Annotated in this window: 16 protein-coding genes; all 16 read left to right on the top strand. The window is 41.6% G+C overall.

Annotated elements, in window-relative coordinates; genetic code table 11:
- Positions 1-2: 2 nt before the first annotated feature.
- From ALE3EI_RS00600 to ALE3EI_RS00525, 16 genes are read left to right on the top strand one after another with little or no spacing between them, the layout of a single operon-like run.
- A complete protein-coding gene (locus ALE3EI_RS00600) occupies positions 3-1187 on the top strand; it encodes a glycosyltransferase family 4 protein (RefSeq protein WP_186989797.1) in 1185 nt (394 codons plus the stop codon).
- Positions 1184-2182: a glycosyltransferase family 2 protein gene (locus ALE3EI_RS00595; protein ID WP_186989795.1), complete on the top strand. Its 999-nt coding sequence runs from the start codon at positions 1184-1186 to the stop codon at positions 2180-2182. The genes ALE3EI_RS00600 and ALE3EI_RS00595 overlap by 4 nt, the downstream gene beginning before the upstream one ends.
- A gap of 39 nt (positions 2183-2221) precedes the next feature.
- A complete protein-coding gene (locus ALE3EI_RS00590) occupies positions 2222-3142 on the top strand; it encodes an NAD-dependent epimerase/dehydratase family protein (RefSeq protein ID WP_186989793.1) in 921 nt (306 codons plus the stop codon).
- A gap of 2 nt (positions 3143-3144) precedes the next feature.
- Positions 3145-4173 carry a glycosyltransferase family A protein gene (locus ALE3EI_RS00585; RefSeq protein ID WP_186989791.1) on the top strand — a complete coding sequence of 343 codons (1029 nt, stop codon included), beginning with the start codon at positions 3145-3147 and terminating at the stop codon, positions 4171-4173.
- A 1-nt stretch (position 4174) separates the two neighbouring features.
- Complete coding sequence (locus ALE3EI_RS00580; RefSeq protein WP_186989789.1) at positions 4175-5305, top strand: glycosyltransferase family 4 protein; 1131 nt, start codon at positions 4175-4177, stop codon at positions 5303-5305.
- A 3-nt stretch (positions 5306-5308) separates the two neighbouring features.
- Positions 5309-6313 carry an N-acetylneuraminate synthase family protein gene (locus ALE3EI_RS00575; protein WP_186989787.1) on the top strand — a complete coding sequence of 335 codons (1005 nt, stop codon included), beginning with the start codon at positions 5309-5311 and terminating at the stop codon, positions 6311-6313.
- The gene (neuC, locus tag ALE3EI_RS00570; RefSeq protein WP_186989785.1) at positions 6306-7466 is read left to right on the top strand and encodes a UDP-N-acetylglucosamine 2-epimerase; all 1161 of its coding nucleotides are present in this window, start codon (positions 6306-6308) and stop codon (positions 7464-7466) included. The genes ALE3EI_RS00575 and neuC overlap by 8 nt, the downstream gene beginning before the upstream one ends.
- Entirely contained in the window at positions 7466-8161 is a 696-nt protein-coding gene (locus tag ALE3EI_RS00565; protein ID WP_186989782.1) for an acylneuraminate cytidylyltransferase family protein, read from the top strand. The genes neuC and ALE3EI_RS00565 overlap by 1 nt, the downstream gene beginning before the upstream one ends.
- A 10-nt stretch (positions 8162-8171) precedes the next feature.
- Entirely contained in the window at positions 8172-9626 is a 1455-nt protein-coding gene (locus ALE3EI_RS00560) for an MBOAT family O-acyltransferase (protein ID WP_186989780.1), read from the top strand.
- 5 nt (positions 9627-9631) lie between these two features.
- The gene (locus ALE3EI_RS00555) at positions 9632-10594 is read left to right on the top strand and encodes a hypothetical protein (RefSeq protein WP_186989778.1); all 963 of its coding nucleotides are present in this window, start codon (positions 9632-9634) and stop codon (positions 10592-10594) included.
- Complete coding sequence (locus ALE3EI_RS00550; protein WP_186989776.1) at positions 10591-11952, top strand: MGDG synthase family glycosyltransferase; 1362 nt, start codon at positions 10591-10593, stop codon at positions 11950-11952. The genes ALE3EI_RS00555 and ALE3EI_RS00550 overlap by 4 nt, the downstream gene beginning before the upstream one ends.
- Positions 11953-13080 (top strand): glycosyltransferase family 4 protein, encoded by a 1128-nt coding sequence (locus ALE3EI_RS00545; protein ID WP_186989774.1) that lies wholly within the window; start codon positions 11953-11955, stop codon positions 13078-13080.
- Positions 13077-14192, top strand: coding sequence for a glycosyltransferase family 4 protein (locus ALE3EI_RS00540; RefSeq protein WP_186989772.1), 1116 nt, complete (start codon positions 13077-13079; stop codon positions 14190-14192). Before ALE3EI_RS00545 ends, ALE3EI_RS00540 begins: the two co-directional genes overlap by 4 nt.
- Positions 14189-15241: a glycosyltransferase gene (locus tag ALE3EI_RS00535; RefSeq protein WP_186989770.1), complete on the top strand. Its 1053-nt coding sequence runs from the start codon at positions 14189-14191 to the stop codon at positions 15239-15241. Before ALE3EI_RS00540 ends, ALE3EI_RS00535 begins: the two co-directional genes overlap by 4 nt.
- Positions 15238-16596 carry an O-antigen ligase family protein gene (locus ALE3EI_RS00530; RefSeq protein ID WP_233279981.1) on the top strand — a complete coding sequence of 453 codons (1359 nt, stop codon included), beginning with the start codon at positions 15238-15240 and terminating at the stop codon, positions 16594-16596. The genes ALE3EI_RS00535 and ALE3EI_RS00530 overlap by 4 nt, the downstream gene beginning before the upstream one ends.
- Positions 16562-17581: a glycosyltransferase family 4 protein gene (locus tag ALE3EI_RS00525; RefSeq protein ID WP_186989768.1), complete on the top strand. Its 1020-nt coding sequence runs from the start codon at positions 16562-16564 to the stop codon at positions 17579-17581. Before ALE3EI_RS00530 ends, ALE3EI_RS00525 begins: the two co-directional genes overlap by 35 nt.
- Positions 17582-17590 lie beyond the last annotated feature (9 nt).

The raw sequence follows: 17590 nt of genomic DNA, 5'->3' as shown, positions 1-17590 counted from the left end.
GGATGAATACTGAAAAGAACATTTTGATCATGGGTCCGTTGGGTGGCAAAGGGGGACGGGACCTTGAAGCCGCTTTTATTGCGGATGCTATAAAAACTGACTTCAATCTTACTTTTTGCTCCACCATAAACATTCAGGAGGAAACCGATCTGCATGCCTTCGGATATACGGGTACGATTTTAGGTTTGAATAAGCTGGTGTACGAAAACGACAAACGTGTAAAATTTGTTACAGACTTGAGGTGTGCGTTCAGAAAAAAGATACGACCCAATTACTTTCATATTTCGAGTAAGCTCAGTAAACTCTTACTGAACCTGAATAAGTCGAAAAAAAGAGAACTGGAAAAGTTGATCCCGAAGTATGAGGGCATTATTATTTGTGCACAACTGCATTCAGATTATATTCCCTATGTAGTTGAGATAGCACATTATCGCGATATTCCTGTGATATTCAGGACTACGGGAAAGGTGAGTACCCAAAAAGTGAATCTTAACGCACCCTGGTTGCAGCAGGTGACTCAGTTTGTCTTTCATTCAGAAATGAATGCAGCAAGAGCAGGGATCCTTGGAACAGATCACTATTCCATTATCGATCAGTGTGCATTTAACGAATCGGCTTTGCTAAAGATCCCGTTACTGAAAAAGAAAAAAGTGAGTCATTTTTTAAGTCTGGGCAGGCTGGATACCAACAAGAATAACACCCTAATTGTAAATGCATTTAAACGAGTTCCGGAACCCGAATTACGTCTAACCATCGTAGGGAATGGTCCTCAAAAAGAACAACTTAAAGCCCTTGTGGCAAAGGATACCAGAATATCGGTATTAGACGCCATACCATACGATCAATTACCCCAATTGTATAGCTCGGTAGATTGTATTGTTATAGCTTCCCTTGAAGAAAGCGGACCCTTAACAGGTTTGGAAGCCATGGCCGCAGGCAGACTAATGATCAGTTCGAAGGTAGGAGCCATGCCCGAAAGATTACCCGAACATGAGTTTTGGTTCGATGAACCTGATGTGCTGCTGCAAACGCAAATCGAGAAAATTCGGGATCTGACGGTAGATGAGGTTTCCCATATGTCTGAAAATATGCGAAATCACTATCTTCAGCATTACACTAAAGCGAAATTGCAAAAAAGTTATCTCGAACTGGTTCGACATACAATTTCAAATAATAATGCACTATGACTCCATTGGTATCGATCATAATTCCCACCTATAATCGGGCCGATCTGCTTCCGGATACTCTGGATAGTCTGGTAGCACAAACTTATATAAACTGGGAGTGTATTTTGGTGGATGATGGTTCTACAGACGATACCCCGGGTGTGATAGAACAATACACCAACAAGGATTCCCGATTTCGGTTTTACAACCGTCCTGCAGATCGGCCCAAAGGAGCCAACGCCTGCAGAAATTACGGTTTTGAAAAGAGCAATGGCGAGCTCATAAACTGGTTTGACAGTGACGATATTGCGGCTCCCGATTTTCTGGAACAGAAAGTAAAGCTACTACAAACAGACCCCACCCTGGATATGGCAGCGGGCTACGGAGAACGGTTTTTTGAGGACGGAAGAGAAAATCTTCCGGTGATGCCGAAGGATGATACCACCGACAATCCGGTTGAAAATTATATACTTCACGATTATTGTTTTTATACACCATCACCCCTATGGCGTAAAAAGTATTTACTTGAAACAAAGGAAGTATTCGATGAAGATCTGCACCGCGGTCAGGAAAAGGACTTTCATTTCAGGTTGGTATTAAAGGGTTTCAAATACAAACGATTTACCAATCACCCCTTGTTCTTTATTCGCTCCAGCAATGAGGGGATATCCAATACAGCGGGTATGAGTTTGAGTGCGAAACGCTCGGTATTTCAGTTTAGAAATAAACAGTTCCTATATTTGCTTCAGCGTGATAATCCTGCACAAAAAAAGCTGATCCGATATCTATTTTATCGTCAGGCGGCACTGTATTACGATATGGTACAGACGGCTCCTCCAGAAGAAAAAGGGAAGATACGTCACGATTTTTTCCCACAATTAAGGGCTATGGCAGCGAATAAGGCACTCGGACTTAAATACGCTTTTAGCGTTCAGCTTGGAGATTTTGTGCTGAGATTGACCCATCGGGGCTATAAATTCTTTTATTTTCCTCAATTTGATTACAGAAGTTTTTAAATTGCAGGATCAACTAACACATAATCAACCCAAACGAATATGCAAATATTGATCACCGGTGGCGCCGGAAACATTGGAAGCTCCCTCGCTTTTGCACTGTCTGAGGATTCCCGCAATTTTGTTGTAATAGCCGATAACCTGCTTACCGGAAGTCTGTCTAAGGTACCAAAAAGAGAGAACGTACTTTTTGTAAAGGCCGATGTAAACGATTTTAATGATATTTCTTCCATCTTTTATGCTCATAAATTCGATTATGTGTTCCACTTCGCTGCAGTAGTAGGCGTACAAAGAACGTTGGATAACCCGTTGTGGGTATTGAAGGACATTAAGGGTTTTGAAAATATTCTTAACCTCTCTAAAAATACCAGTGTTAAAAAGGTCTATTTTTCTTCCTCTTCGGAAGTGTACGGAGAGCCCTTCGAAATTCCTCAGAACGAACATACTACACCACTCAATTCAAAATTACCCTATGCCATAGTTAAGAACGTAGGCGAGGCTTTTCTAAAATCGTATGAAGCCGAATTCGGACTCAATTATACCATTTTCAGATTTTTTAATACCTACGGGCCCAACCAGAGCGAAGATTTTGTGATCCCGAAATTCATTCAGGCCGCCTTAAACGGAGAGGACATTACGATCTATGGGGATGGGAGTCAGACACGAACATTCTGTTACATCAACGATAACATAGATACCATCCTAAATATCCATAACAACGAGTTGGTCAATAACGATGTGATCAATATTGGAAACGATGAGGAAATGACCATACTGGAACTTGCTCAGCTTATCGTAAAACTTTGTGACAGTTCGTCCAGGATCGTGCATTTACCTGCATTAAAGGAAGGTGATATGACCCGTAGATGTCCCGATATTTCTAAAATGAAAGAGATCCTAAACCGCGACCTGCTTACGGCAAGCGAAGGAATCTCGAAGTACATTAACCATTTAAAACAATAAGGATGCGCAGTGGCAGCAATCCTGAAAAAGAAAACCGCATACTTAAAACCGATTCCTATCATCGGGTAGTCATCCCCGTGTACATTCCTAACCTAACGGATCATTATTTTAAGGACGGACTTAAGATCCTAAAATATTGTCTGGAAAGTTTGTTGGCCACCACACATTCCAAAACGCGCATTACCCTTATAAATAATGCCAGTTGCACCGAAGTTGTTACATATCTCGAAACGTTGAAGGGTTCTCACGCTGCTATCGACCAATTATTCCATAGCGATATTAACCTCGGAAAAGTAAATGCGATCTACAGTGCCGTAAAAAGCAATCTGGAATCCCTGATCACAATTAGCGATGCCGATGTACTGTTTCTACCCGGATGGCAACAAGCCACCGAACAGGTATTTGTGGACTTTCCAAAGGCAGGCATGGTTTCTCCGGTTCCCAGCAGTAAAGCCTATAACACCAGTTTTTTAAACGCAACATTGTATTATGGGTTCAGTACCGGTACCTTAAAATTTAAAGATGTTAAAGACCCGGACGGACTGGTAAAATTTCAGGAGAGTATTGGAAGGGAATTGTATAAACCCGTGCACTTACAAAAGTACCTTACCCTATCGAATAAAGAGGCTACGGCAGTTGTGGGGTGTGGACATTTTGTTGCTACTATGCGCGCTCAGGTTTTCGAAAAAGCCCCGCCGTTTCCAAGTACGTTTAAGATCGTAGGCGGAAGTGAGAATACCTATTTTGATATTCCCAATGATGAAGCCGGACTTTTACGACTTGCCACGCATGGTAATTATGCCTATCATCTGGGCAATGAGGTTGAAGACTGGATGGCTCCGGCTTTTGAAGAAAGTTTAAAAACTCCTTCAGAAAAAAATACCATAAACGACCAATTGAAGGATGAAGTTAAGGGAATTTCTAAGCAACAGCAGTTTATAGGAAAACTTATCTATAAGCTCTTCATTCGTGTTGGTTTTGTAAAAAGATGGTATTTTAGTGCTTTAGGAATGAAAGATCCCAACTACTAGTATGAGCGAGATAAAGACCATTCTGTTGTGTCAATACCCTATGCCTCTCAACCGTATAGCCAGTTGGACCAATATGTATAATTATTACCTTCGGAATTCACTGCACAACTTCGATTTTATAGTATGTCCCGAGGATGATGAAAAAGCAGAAGGGGTTACCTATTCGTACATCAAGCCAACGAATTTTCCGGAAGCCATTAAAAACAGACTCGATAAGAAAAACCGCTTTGCCCATTATTTTAAAGCGTTGGATGCCGTACTCGAGCCTAATCAAAAATACATCATACACATTATCGATCATTCGGGCTTGATCGCACCCTTGAATACCCATCTGGAAACGCATTACGATCGTAAGGATTTTTATATACAGTACTACTTTCAGGGGTTTGACGTTTTGTACAAGGACGAGCGTGCGGAGTCATTTTTAGGCGGAATAGACGAAATGTTCTTCCTCACTCAAATGTCGTATCAATTATACAAATCGTATTATTACGAGTTGACGATGCGGGCCGGCGTGATGCACAATACTACCGATAGCAAATTATTTCATACCATCCCTTCCGAAGAAAAAACTAGTTTAAAGGATGCGCTGGGCATTAAAGCAAAACTGGTTTTCCTGTGGTGCTCTCAGGATCGTCCTAAAAAGGGTTTACACATTATCCTCGATGTTTGGAAACGTGTCTATTCCGGAAATGCCGCTGAAATGCAATTGCTGATCGTTGGGACCAACACCGAAGTCGATCTCGACGGGGTTACGGTTGTGGGTCGTGTGCCTAATGCTACTTTACCACAATATTATCAGGTATCCGATTTTTATCTGTTTTCTACCTTGTGTAAGGAAGGCTTCGGAATTGTCCTCGCTGAGGCGCTTAAGTGCGGTTGCTACTGTATTGCATCAGACCAGGGCGGAGTGAAGGAAGTACTTGCCAATGGGGACTATGGAAAGCTCATTGAGAATCCTAATTTTATTGATGAATGGGTAAGGGTGATCAAAGAAAGTATGCATGAATATGTGGCAAACAACTATCAAAATCCGTTTTACAGACCCGAGTTCGAAAAATTATACGATCTTGACGACTGGTGCGCTAAAATGAATCACAAAATAGCGGAAGCTAAAAAAAATATGGTGTAAAATATGTTCACTATCGCTGAAATTGGCCAGGCCCACGACGGAAGTTTAGGAATGCTACACGCATATATCGATGCTGTGGCGGCAACCGGGGTGAATGCCATAAAATTTCAGACTCATATTGCCGAAGCCGAAAGCAGTGTACATGAGCCTTTTCGGATAAAATTTTCTCAGCAGGACGAAACACGCTACGATTATTGGAAACGAATGGAATTTACTCCAGAACAATGGGTTGGTATTGGGAAGCATTGCAAAGAAGCAGGCCTTATCTTTATGAGCAGTCCGTTTAGCAACGCCGCGGTAGATGTACTCGAGAAAGCAGGCGTGGAACAATATAAAATAGGTAGTGGGGAAGTGAATAATTTCTTATTACTGAAAAATGTGATCGCCACCGGAAAGCCCATCATTATATCCAGCGGGATGAGTTCGTTCGACGAATTGGATAAAACCGCAGACTTTCTGAAGCAGCACAGCGCCACCTTCAGCATTTTACAGTGTACTACCGACTATCCGACCCAGCCCGAAAATTACGGATTGAATGTGATCCAACAATTAAAGGAACGATACGGAGTACCTGTTGGCTTTTCCGATCATTCGGCGAAGGTAGCTACAGGTATTGCAGCCGTCGCATTAGGGGCGGAAATTCTGGAATTTCATGTGGTTTTTAACCGAAATATGTTTGGCCCAGATGTGTCATCCTCGCTTACCATAGACGAGACCAAATCATTGGTGGAGGGTGCAAATGACATATATACAGCACTTCGGAATCCTGTAGATAAAGCGGATAATTCGGCCTATACGCAACTCAAACAGATCTTTGAAAAGTCTTTGGCTGTTAACAAGAAACTACCACAGGGACATATCCTCGAGTTTGGCGACCTGGAAGCTAAAAAACCGAAAGGCTATGGTATTGACGCCGCAAAATATACAGAAGTGATTGGTAAACCCTTAAAAATGGGACTCGATCAATGGGATTTTTTAACTGAAGACGCAATCGACCTCAATGACTAAAAAAAGAAAAATATGTGCCGTAATTACCGCCAGACCCTCATATAGTAGGGTGAAAACGGCATTACAGGCCATAAAAGACCATCCGGCATTGGAATTACAATTGGTGGTTGCGGGTTCGGCCTTGCTGGATCGTTACGGTACGGCTGTAAATTTTATTGAACGCGACGGATTTACCATTAACGAAAAGGTGTTTATCGTGCTCGAAGGAGAAAATAAGACGGCCATGGCAAAGACCACCGGGCTGGGTGTTATGGAGCTGGCCAATGTGTTTTATAACCTGCAACCCGATGCCGTACTTACCATAGCCGATCGATTTGAAACCATCGCCACTTCCATTGCTGCGGCATATCAGAATATTCCTTTAATTCATTTACAAGGGGGAGAGGTAACCGGAAATATTGATGAAAAGGTGCGACATGCGAATACCAAGCTGGCGGATCTACATTTTGTGACTTCGGAAGATGCCCGAGAACGGGTGATTAAAATGGGGGAAGATGAAGATTATGTATTTAATACCGGCTGTCCGTCCATAGACCTTGCCGCAGAGATCGTTAGAAACCCGAAACTCGATTTCGATCCTATTGAAAAATATGGTGGCGTAGGTGGTACATTTTCTGCAGATCAGGATTATCTCGTGGTGATGCAGCATCCCGTAACCACCGAATACGATGAAGCGAAGCGAGATGTCCAAAAAACACTTACGGTGATCGATGCATTGCAGATCCCTACGTTTTGGTTCTGGCCCAATGTAGACGCCGGAGCAGACGGTACCTCTAATGCGATTCGCTCGTACAGAGAAGAACACAACCCAAAGCATATCCGATTCTTTAAGAATATGGAGCCCTTCGATTTTTTAAAACTGCTCATCAACAGCAAATGCTTAATAGGCAACAGCAGCGTGGGCATACGAGAATGTTCGTTTATGGGGGTACCGGTGGTAAACATCGGAACACGACAAAATCGACGTCTTCGCGGAACCAACGTGATTGATGTTCCCTACGATAGCGACTTAATTAAGAAGGCTATTGAGCAACAACTTGATACTCCCAGGAATGAGCGAAGCGAGATCTACGGAGCGGGAAAGAGCGGTAAGAAAATAGCCGATATCATTGCAAATATCGAATTGCGATTTCATAAAACGATTACGTATTAATGAAGATCCTAGGTCTAATACCGGCACGGGCAGGGAGCAAGGGAATTCCCGATAAGAACCGAAAGGAGCTGGCCGGAAAACCGCTTTTATTGTACACAATAGAAGCTGCTTTAGCCGCAAATTCCTTAGACCGTGTAGTTTTTTCTTCGGAAGACGAAACCCTGCGAAACATGGCCGAAAATGCCGGGGTCGAAGTACCTTTTATCCGTCCTACACATTTGGCTGAAGATCATTCGGGATCATTGGAAGTAGTTCAACACGCATTAAAAGAACTTTCGGCACAGGGCAGTGAATATGATGCCGTTTGTCTGCTTCAGGTAACTACGCCATTTAGGACTGCATCCGACATCGATGCGGCGGTTTCAGCATTTATTTCGGCCAAAACCGATTCACTTATTTCGGTACAGGAAGTGCCCCATCAATACAATCCGCATTGGGTATTTGAACGTAATAAAGACAATAGCTTGCAACTGGCAACCGGAGCAAGTTCAATTATAAAACGAAGACAGGATCTACCTCCTGCTTATATACGGGACGGAGCTATCTATATTACAAAGACTTCGGTGCTGCTAGAAGATAATTCGTTCTTCGGAAAAAGCATTTCGTCTATCCAATTGAACCCGGATACTCATGTGAATATCGATACAGAAGAAGATTGGATATGGGCTGAAAAAATTGCCACATCCTTGAAATAACCTGCTATTTATGCTATTCAATTCATTCGAATTCTTCATTTTCCTGCCGGTCGTATTCTGTTTGTATTGGTTTGTATTTAAACGATCCATTAAAGCACAAAATGTGCTTTTGCTCATTGCCAGTTATGTGTTCTACGGTTGGTGGGACTGGAGATTTCTTTCGCTTATCCTGTTCAGTACGCTGGTAGATTATGCGGTGGGTTTAAAACTGGGTGCTTCAGAAAAAAAAGGAGTGAGGAAGGGATTGTTGGTAATTAGTTTGCTGGTTAATCTCGGTTTGCTGGGCGTTTTTAAGTATTATAATTTCTTTGTAGAGAGTTGGATCGATGCCTGGGGTGCTGTGGGAATTCCAATGAACGCAACTACACTTAACATTATCTTACCTGTAGGAATTTCTTTTTATACGTTTCAGACTTTGAGTTATTCGATAGATGTGTATAGAAATAAGTTGCAACCGACCCGAAATTTTATTGCATTTGCCGCTTTCGTCTCTTTCTTTCCACAGCTGGTAGCCGGACCTATCGAGCGGGCTTCAAACCTGCTTCCGCAATTCTTTAAAGATCGAAGTTTCACATACGATCAGGGAGTTACCGGTATGCGAATGATCCTATACGGACTCTTTAAAAAAGTGGTTATAGCCGATAACTGCGCTCCTTATGTAGATGATATTTTCCTCAACTACTCCGAGTATTCCAGTCCGGTGCTGGTGTTGGGAGCTGTATTGTTTGCTGTACAGATCTATGGAGATTTTTCGGGCTATAGTGATATTGCTATTGGAACAGCACGATTGTTCGGATTTAATTTAATGACGAACTTCAGATACCCTTACTTTTCCCGGAATATTGGTGAATTCTGGAGACGTTGGCATATTTCACTTTCTACCTGGTTTCGCGATTATCTGTATATCCCTCTGGGTGGTTCGCGAGGTAATACATACCAGCAACTACGCAATGTGCTTATCATTTTTGTAGTAAGCGGATTCTGGCATGGCGCCAACTGGACGTTTATAGCCTGGGGTGGTCTACATGCCTTGTTTTTTATTCCTTTATTATTCTTCGGAAGGAATAGAAAATACTTGAATGCAGTGGCCGAAGACCGTATTTTTCCTCACTTTAAAGAAGCCCTGGCTATTTTGGGAACCTTTGCGATGGTCACATTTGCCTGGATATTTTTCAGAGCAGATTCCATTACACATGCGTTTGATTATATTCGGTCTATAGTCATTTCTGAAGATTATACCTCCCTTTCCACAAAGACCACCTATTTAATTAATATAAAACCATTGTTTTTGCTGCTGATTTTCTTTATGATCATTGAATGGTTTAGTCGAGAACGGGAACAATTTGTGGGACAGTTTTTACAGCAACGATCGGTTTTACGCTATGCTATGTATTTTGTTTTAATGCTATTTATAATTTTAAGCTTTAATAACGAAGCCACCAGCTTTATCTACTTTCAGTTTTAATTTTTATGAAAAAATTTCTGAAACGTTTTTTTTATTTTCTTGCAGCACTCTATGTTTTTTTATGGGGACTGCAGCTTATTGCCGACTTCGGATTGAGGAATAATTACAGCCCGGTTTATTATGAGTGGTCGTCGGTCACTAACGGAAAGATAAACAGCGATATAGTGATCTTTGGCTCCTCACGGGCTTTAAAGCATTTCGATCCTGCTGTGTTTGAGCGTAAACTGAATAGATCTGCATATAATCTTGGAGCTGATGGCGCTCCTTATGGTTTTCAACTACTAAAAGTGAAAAACTATCTTGCGAATAATAAGGAACCTGAGTTTATCATTCAAAATGTCGACATACTTTCCATGTCGCAGGAGAGAAAATTGCTTCAGAAGGAAAAATACTTTCCTTACTATTACTCTCTTGAAGCGCTAAAAATTATGTCGAAGTATGACGATAATATAGTGTGGGAAGCAATACTTCCTGTTTATAAATATAGAGGCTACAGAGACGAGTTTTTTATGGGACTGGGATCACATTTTTTCAATTTTGAACGCAAGATGAGGGGGTATAAAGGCTATATTGGAAGTACCGATACATGGGATAATAGTTTTGAAGCCTTTAAAAATGAGTATCCCGATGTGTTTGACCAGGATTTTGAACCCGGGTATGAAGATTTTCTCAGTATCATTTCAGAAATAAATAAAACTAAAACCACACTATTTCTGGTTTGGAGCCCCGAATACTACAAATTGCAGGAGTTTGAAGGCGACCTGTTGCCGAAAATGAAATTGAAATACAGTAATTTAGCAGCATCGAATGACAATATTTATTTTCTGGATTACACAAAGGACAGTTTAAATTACAGTACCGACTATTTTTACAACTTTAACCATCTGAATAAAAAAGGGGCTACCATACTTTCAACCAGGGTAGCCGATACTATCAATTGGATCATGCAACAAAAAACAAAAGAGTGAAACGAATTCTGGTGTTAGTACCCGACGGGGTAGGGATAAAGAATTATTTGTATTCTAACGTTTTTGAAGGAAACGATGTCTCTGTATCGCTGTTTCATAATTTTGATGCCGATACATTATCGCAGATCGAAAGTTCAATTTCTATTGAAGGATCATTAGAGTTGCCGGCCTATAAAGAGAGCATTAGGGAAAAATTCCTGAGAGAACTTATTCATCTCTCCCGACTTAAATACAACGCCCGTAAAGTTTCAAACCCTACCATACTTAAATTCTGGAAAAGAGAGCATAAAAGCGCGAAGTTAAAACTGTTTTATCGCATGGTAACGCTGGCTTCAGCCAGAATTAAAACGTACGATCAAATCTTAAAACTCGAATCTAAATACGACGGGGCAGTTCGTAAAAATCCGTTTTACTCCAAAATAACGGCCATACTCAAAAAGGAAAATCCCGATGTATTGTTTTGTACGCATCAAAGGGCTTTAAAAGCTCCTGGAGTTTTTGCCGCGGCACGTGATTTGGGAATCCCAACCTCCACTGTGATCTATTCGTGGGATAATATTCCAAAGGCCCGTCTGGCACTGCGCGCAGATTCCTATCTGGTCTGGTCACAGTATATGAAAAAGGAACTGCAACAGTTCTATCCGGAGATTTCATCAGAAGCCATTGAAGTTACAGGTACTCCGCAGTTCGAGTTCTACTATGAGCCAAAGAACATCATTGCTAAGGAAGATTTTTACAGCACTTACCATCTTAATCCCGATAAAAAGATTATCTGCTTTTCGGGGGATGATATTCGCACGTCTCCCTATGATCCGCATTATTTGAATGATCTGGCTGAAGCAATTGCACGCTCGGGATTGGATAAGGATACACAGATCGTATTCAGAAGATGTCCGGTGGATCTTTCAAACCGCTACGATTGGGTACTAGAGAAATTTCCGTCACTTATTATCTCCATGCCGCCTCTATGGAATTTTAACTCCAAGAAATGGACAGCCGTTTATCCAACTATGGATGATGTAAAACTTTTGGTGAGCCTGGCACGGTATGCCGACGTGGTGATCAATGTTGGATCTACTATGGCATTCGACTTCGGAATGTTTCAGAAACCCTGTGTTTATATCAATTACGATCATGTTCCGGATCCCAACTGGAGTGTAAAAACTATTTATAACTATCAGCATTTCCGAAGTATGCCGGATCAAAATTCTGTATATTGGTTCAACGATAGATCGGAGATTCCAGAGGTCTTAAAACACGCAATGAACGACAACAGTGGGAGAATAAATGAATGGTTTAAGATCGTTGCAGAATATCCCGAAACGGCTTCAGAAAAAATACGTAAAGCGCTTAGGTAAATGCATATAGTCTTTCTTTCACACGAATATCCCTTATGGTCACCCGGAGGTGCGGGTACTTTTTTACAAACCTTTGGCAGGACCCTTGCCGAAAACGGTCACCAGGTGCTTATATTAGGAGTCGGAAAGAGCGATCAAGAAGAACTACTGGACGATAAAGGCGTGCAGCTTATAAGGTTGAAAAAGAATACGAGTAATGTTCCCAACTTTATGTACAACGCTCTGGTGATCAATAAACGCTTAAAGGAAATTGAAGCCGATCATAAGATCGATATCATTGAGTCGGCTGAACTCGGACTCGGGATCATTTCCAGAAAGCATCCGGCCAAAAAGGTAATCCGTTTGCACGGAGGGCATCATTTCTTTGCAGAAGCTGAAAAACGTGGGATCAACTGGCGAAAGGGACTGCTGGAAAAGCGATCCTTTAATAAAGCCGACGGATTTATAGCCGTCTCTAATTATGTCAAGGAGCATACCGCTAAATATTTAAGCTATCACGGTAAACCCGTGGCGGTGATCAATTATCCCATAGATACAGATCTCGAGGAACCTAATGTCAAGGTGGACTGCGACCGTATACTTTTTGCAGGAACGGTTTGTGAGAAAAAGGGAGTGAGAGAACTTATTGAAGCCTTTAAAATAGTGCGAGAACGCTACCCCGAAAAACATCTCGATATTTTTGGAAGAGATTGGTTTTTTCCCGATGGACGCTCTTATATTGAAATGCTAAAACACCGGTATGACGAAACTTATCTGGAAAATGTGACCTTCCACGGAAGTATTCCCAGAGAAGAACTCAACAAACGATATGCCGAAGCAGCCCTTTGTGTATTTCCTTCACATATGGAAACTCAGGGATTGGTCACACTGGAAGCGATGCTGTTGAAAAAAGCGGTGATCTTTTCGGAATACGGTCCGGGACCCGAGACCATCGATCATGGGAAAACCGGATTTTTATGTGATGTGTATAAACCTGAAGACATAGCCCAAAAGATACTTTGGTGTCTGGATAATCCTGAGGCGCTTGAAGAAATAGGGGAAACCGCGCGACAACAGGTGCTGGCGAAGTACAACAAGAACACCATACTGGAAAAGAACCTGAAATTCTATCAAAGCCTTCTTACATGACCTTTTCCATTATCACACATACGCCGCACATCATTAAGGATTCTTCCTGGTTTGCCTACGGACCGTATGTGAGGGAAATGAATATTTGGGGGAAGCATGTGGATGAAATCATTGTGGTAGCTCCCGTTTCCAAAGCTGAAATATCCAAGATTCATCTTGCCTATTCCCATAGCACCATAACCGTATATCCCGTACCGGCAATTTCATTTACTTCATTTTTTGAGGCTATACAGGCGATCGTGTTTATTCCGTATATAAAATTTCAGATATTAAGGGCGATGCTAAAGTCAGATCATATTCATTTGCGATGCCCGGGAAATATCGGACTGCTGGGATGTTTTATTCAAATACTTTTTCCGAAGAAACCCAAGACTGCCAAATACGCCGGAAACTGGGACCCCAAATCGAAACAACCTTGGAGTTACCGACTTCAGAAATGGTTATTATCTAATACTTTTTTAAGCAGGAATATAAAGGTGTTGGTCTATGGGGCCTGGCCCGGACAGTCAAAGAATATAAGATCGTTTTTTACCGCCACGTATCCAAAACTTAAAATAGCCACGCATCGAAAACGTGATTATACCGGAGAACTTAATTTTTTATTTGTAGGCAGTCTTGCTCCGGGAAAACAGCCACTATATGCGGTGGAACTTATTGAACAGCTTAATGAACACGGATTCAGTTGCCGTCTTGATCTCTATGGTGAGGGAGCAGAGCGGCATAAGCTTGAGACTTATATAGAAATGCACGGATTAAAGGAGGTAGTTGCCTTACATGGTAACGAGTCGGCAGAAAGGATAGAACAGGCATACCAAGACAGCCACTTTTTGATTTTACCTTCCAGATCGGAAGGATGGCCCAAGGTTGTGGCAGAAGCCATGTTCTGGGGTGTTATTCCGGTGGTCACGAGGATTTCATGTGTTCCCTGGATGTTGGAACACGGAGAACGGGGAATGTTACTTGACAATAGGATCGAAATAGATCTGGAGCGTTTACAGTCGCTCATAAGAAACAAAGAAAAACTCACTAGTATGTCAAAAAAAGGACAGGAGTGGTCACAACAGTATACGTTAGATCAATTTGAAGCGGAAATTACTAAATTGCTGAAATGAAAGTCCTTCAGCTTATAGATTCACTGGAACCCGGAGGAGCCGAACGTATTGCTGTTACTTATGCCAATAGTTTGTGTGATCCTTTGGAAGCTTCGTTTTTATGCACTACCCGGGCTGAAGGGTTGCTGAAAGGGGCATTAAAGGATAAAGTGGGGTACTTATTTCTAAAGAAAAAGCGAACGCTGGATTATTCTGCCCTTTTTCGTCTTAAACGATTCGTAAAAGCCAATAAGATTGATATCGTACAGGCGCATACCACTTCTTATTTTTTTGCAACATTACTGAAGCTCATTTACCCTAAAATTCAGCTAATTTGGCACGAACATCATGGCAACCGGATCCATACCAAAGGATCGGATCATAAAGCACTCTATTGGTGCTCGAAGTTTTTCAGTAAAATAGTCGTAGTTAATCCTGATCTAAAACGGTGGTGCGAAACCAATCTGGCTACAAAAGAAGTGATTTATATCCCAAATTTTATTGTGTTCGAAGGGGAACCGGAAGAGGTTCAAACCCGTAGTAACATCATTTGTTGTCTGGCCAATCTACGCGACCCTAAAAATCATATGCTGTTGCTTAAAGCATTCAGAAGAATACATGAAGCGCATCCCGATTGGAAACTGCAGCTTATCGGAAAGGATTTTAATGATAACTATTCCGAAGGCTTAAAAAATTTTATTAAAGAACACAGGCTCTCTGCAGCTGTGACCATCGAAGGAAGTATTTCGGCGGTACAACCCCAATTACAACAGGCAACTATTGGAGTATTGTCTTCGTCCAGTGAAGGATTGCCTATGTCATTATTAGAGTACGGCATGGCAGGATTATATCCAATTGCTACCAACGTGGGGTATTGCCGGGAAGTTATTAGTACATTTGGAGCTGTAGTGGAAAGCAATAATGAAGAAGCATTGACCACTGCACTGAGAATAGCCATTGAGGACAGGACATGGCGGATTCAGCAAGCCGGCTTATATACTGCCCATATTAAAAAACATTATTCGCTGGAAGGAGTTTTGCCCGAACTTTTGAAAATTTACAAGAATTGAAGAGAATCACGGCCATAAAAAAAGTAACCTACTTACAATTGATCCTTATTCATATTGTGATGGGGTTGGTGGTATTTGTCGCTGTTGGAACGGCAAAATTTATTTTGCTGGGCATTATCGTCTATTTTATTTTCAGAATATTTAATGCCGGAAACAGAAACGATGAGGTATTATTGGCTGCTGCCTATGTAACAGGCTTTGAGGTGTTTTCACGTATGACCGGTGGCGTGGGGATATCTTACGAATTCGCCAAATATGCAGTAATAGGTTTTCTGGTATTGGGGATGTTTTTTAAGGGTTTTAAGCGAACCTCGTGGCCTTATGCCTTTTTTGTTATTTTTCTCGTTCCCGGTATACTTTTCTCCGCAATCAATTTAAATTACGAATCCAATTTTATTAATGCGATCAGTTTTAATTTAAGCGGACCCTTATGTCTGGCTATATCGGCCATGTATTGTTACAACCGGCGCATGTCTCCGGAACGACTGCAACATATACTGCTGGCGGCCTTGTTGCCTATCATTGCCATGACTGCCTTTTTATATTTCTATACACCGAACATCAGAGATGTACTTTCCGGAACTCAGTCTAACTTCGAGGCTTCGGGGGGTTATGGACCCAATCAAGTGGCTACCATCCTCGGCCTTGGAATGTTCATACTATTCTCACGATTGTTTATTATAAAAAGTCGGCTGGTAAATATAATTGATCTTACACTGCTCGCATTAGTTAGTTACCGCGCTATTGTAACTTTTTCAAGAGGAGGAGTAATTACAGCGGCTATTTGCGGGATAGTGTTTTTTATAGTGTTCTTTTACAGTGCCGATCTAAAACATAAAGCCACACTGGTTCCAAAAGTAATAGCGATAGGCAGCGTTGTTCTGGTAACCTGGTTGTTTACTTCATTTTCAACCCTGGGGTTGATCGATAAAAGGTATTCCAATCAGGATGCCGCGGGACGGGTAAAAGAGGATATTACAACAGGAAGGGCCGAACTTATTGACAGTGAGTTGGAGGCGTTCTATGAACGACCTTTTACCGGAATTGGAGTAGGAAAGATCAAGGAATATCGGTTAGAACAAACAGGACGGCTTTCGGCCACCCATAATGAAGTAAGCCGCATACTTTCGGAACATGGCATCTTCGGGTTACTATCCTTAGTCGTATTGGTGCTTACCCCTATCGTTTTTAGGATGAGGAACAGATCGAACGTATATTTATTTTCATTCTTTATATTTTGGCTACTAACGATCAATCACTCGTCCATGCGGATTGCTGCACCCGCATTTATCTATGGTCTGGCATTAATTTCAATTGTATATGCAAAGAAAAAGCCTGCTCTACATAGGGAATAAGTTGTCAAAAAAGGGGGTTACGGTCACTTCTATTGAGACACTTGGGGCTTTTCTTGAAAAGGAGGGGTATCAGGTTTATACTGCTTCCTCAAAAAAGAATAAAATCCTGCGGTTATTTGATATGTTGTATGCGGTGTTGCGGTACGGAACGAAGTCTTCGGCAGTATTAATTGATACCTACAGCACTCAGAATTTTTACTTTGCCGTGGCAGTTGGTAATCTGTGTCGTTTACTGCGAATTCCCTATATTCCTATTTTAAGAGGCGGTGATCTCCCTAACCGATTGGTTAAGAGTAAAATTCATAGTATGAAACTGTTTGGGGGCGCTAAAACCAATGTCGCCCCTTCGGCTTATTTATTGAATGCATTCACAAAGCAGGGATTCTCTAATGTTACCTATATTCCAAATACAATTGCAATCGAAAATTATCCTTTTTTTCTTCGCAAGGAATGTCGTCCGCGATTATTATGGGTGCGGTCGTTTGCCGAAATTTATAACCCAGACTTGGCTCTTACTGTACTGGAATCGCTAATTTCTGAAGGGATTCATGCCGAATTGTGTATGGTTGGACCCGAAAAAGACGGTTCATTGGCCCGATGCAAAACGATTTCTGAAGCAAAAAAATTACCTGTTCGCTTTACCGGAAAGCTATCAAAAGAAGACTGGATACGCCTTTCTAGAGAATACGATGTGTTCATCAATACTACCAATTTCGACAATACCCCGGTAAGTGTGATAGAAGCAATGGCGCTGGGATTACCTGTGATCTCCACCAAAGTAGGTGGAGTTCCGTATTTAATCGAAGATGGGGAAGAGGGAATTTTGGTAGCCCCAAATGACTCTTCAGAGTTTATAATCGCGATTAAGAAGATCGTAAATGATCCACCCTTGGCTCAAACAATTTCAGTAAACGCTCGTAAGAAAGTTGAAGAATTTGATTGGGAGAAAGTGAAACTAAAATGGTTTCAACTGTTAGACGCTTAAATAATTACT

The sequence above is a fragment of the Constantimarinum furrinae genome (assembly GCF_014295415.1).
GTDB classification, from domain to species: domain Bacteria; phylum Bacteroidota; class Bacteroidia; order Flavobacteriales; family Flavobacteriaceae; genus Constantimarinum; species Constantimarinum furrinae.
Note: the sequence above shows the minus strand (reverse complement) of the source record. Positions and strands in the feature narration are given on the sequence as shown.

What these genes read in the sequence shown, in the direction of transcription:
- ALE3EI_RS00585 (WP_186989791.1), top strand. Translation starts at nt 3,145, where the DNA reads ATGCGCAGTGGCAGCAATCCTGAAAAAGAAAACCGCATACTTAAAACC.
- neuC (WP_186989785.1), top strand. Translation starts at nt 6,306, where the DNA reads ATGACTAAAAAAAGAAAAATATGTGCCGTAATTACCGCCAGACCCTCA.
- ALE3EI_RS00540 (WP_186989772.1), top strand. Translation starts at nt 13,077, where the DNA reads ATGACCTTTTCCATTATCACACATACGCCGCACATCATTAAGGATTCT.
- ALE3EI_RS00555 (WP_186989778.1), top strand. Translation starts at nt 9,632, where the DNA reads ATGAAAAAATTTCTGAAACGTTTTTTTTATTTTCTTGCAGCACTCTAT.
- ALE3EI_RS00600 (WP_186989797.1), top strand. Translation starts at nt 3, where the DNA reads ATGAATACTGAAAAGAACATTTTGATCATGGGTCCGTTGGGTGGCAAA.
- ALE3EI_RS00560 (WP_186989780.1), top strand. Translation starts at nt 8,172, where the DNA reads ATGCTATTCAATTCATTCGAATTCTTCATTTTCCTGCCGGTCGTATTC.
- ALE3EI_RS00580 (WP_186989789.1), top strand. Translation starts at nt 4,175, where the DNA reads ATGAGCGAGATAAAGACCATTCTGTTGTGTCAATACCCTATGCCTCTC.
- ALE3EI_RS00535 (WP_186989770.1), top strand. Translation starts at nt 14,189, where the DNA reads ATGAAAGTCCTTCAGCTTATAGATTCACTGGAACCCGGAGGAGCCGAA.
- ALE3EI_RS00595 (WP_186989795.1), top strand. Translation starts at nt 1,184, where the DNA reads ATGACTCCATTGGTATCGATCATAATTCCCACCTATAATCGGGCCGAT.
- ALE3EI_RS00525 (WP_186989768.1), top strand. Translation starts at nt 16,562, where the DNA reads ATGCAAAGAAAAAGCCTGCTCTACATAGGGAATAAGTTGTCAAAAAAG.
- ALE3EI_RS00545 (WP_186989774.1), top strand. Translation starts at nt 11,953, where the DNA reads ATGCATATAGTCTTTCTTTCACACGAATATCCCTTATGGTCACCCGGA.
- ALE3EI_RS00565 (WP_186989782.1), top strand. Translation starts at nt 7,466, where the DNA reads ATGAAGATCCTAGGTCTAATACCGGCACGGGCAGGGAGCAAGGGAATT.
- ALE3EI_RS00575 (WP_186989787.1), top strand. Translation starts at nt 5,309, where the DNA reads ATGTTCACTATCGCTGAAATTGGCCAGGCCCACGACGGAAGTTTAGGA.
- ALE3EI_RS00590 (WP_186989793.1), top strand. Translation starts at nt 2,222, where the DNA reads ATGCAAATATTGATCACCGGTGGCGCCGGAAACATTGGAAGCTCCCTC.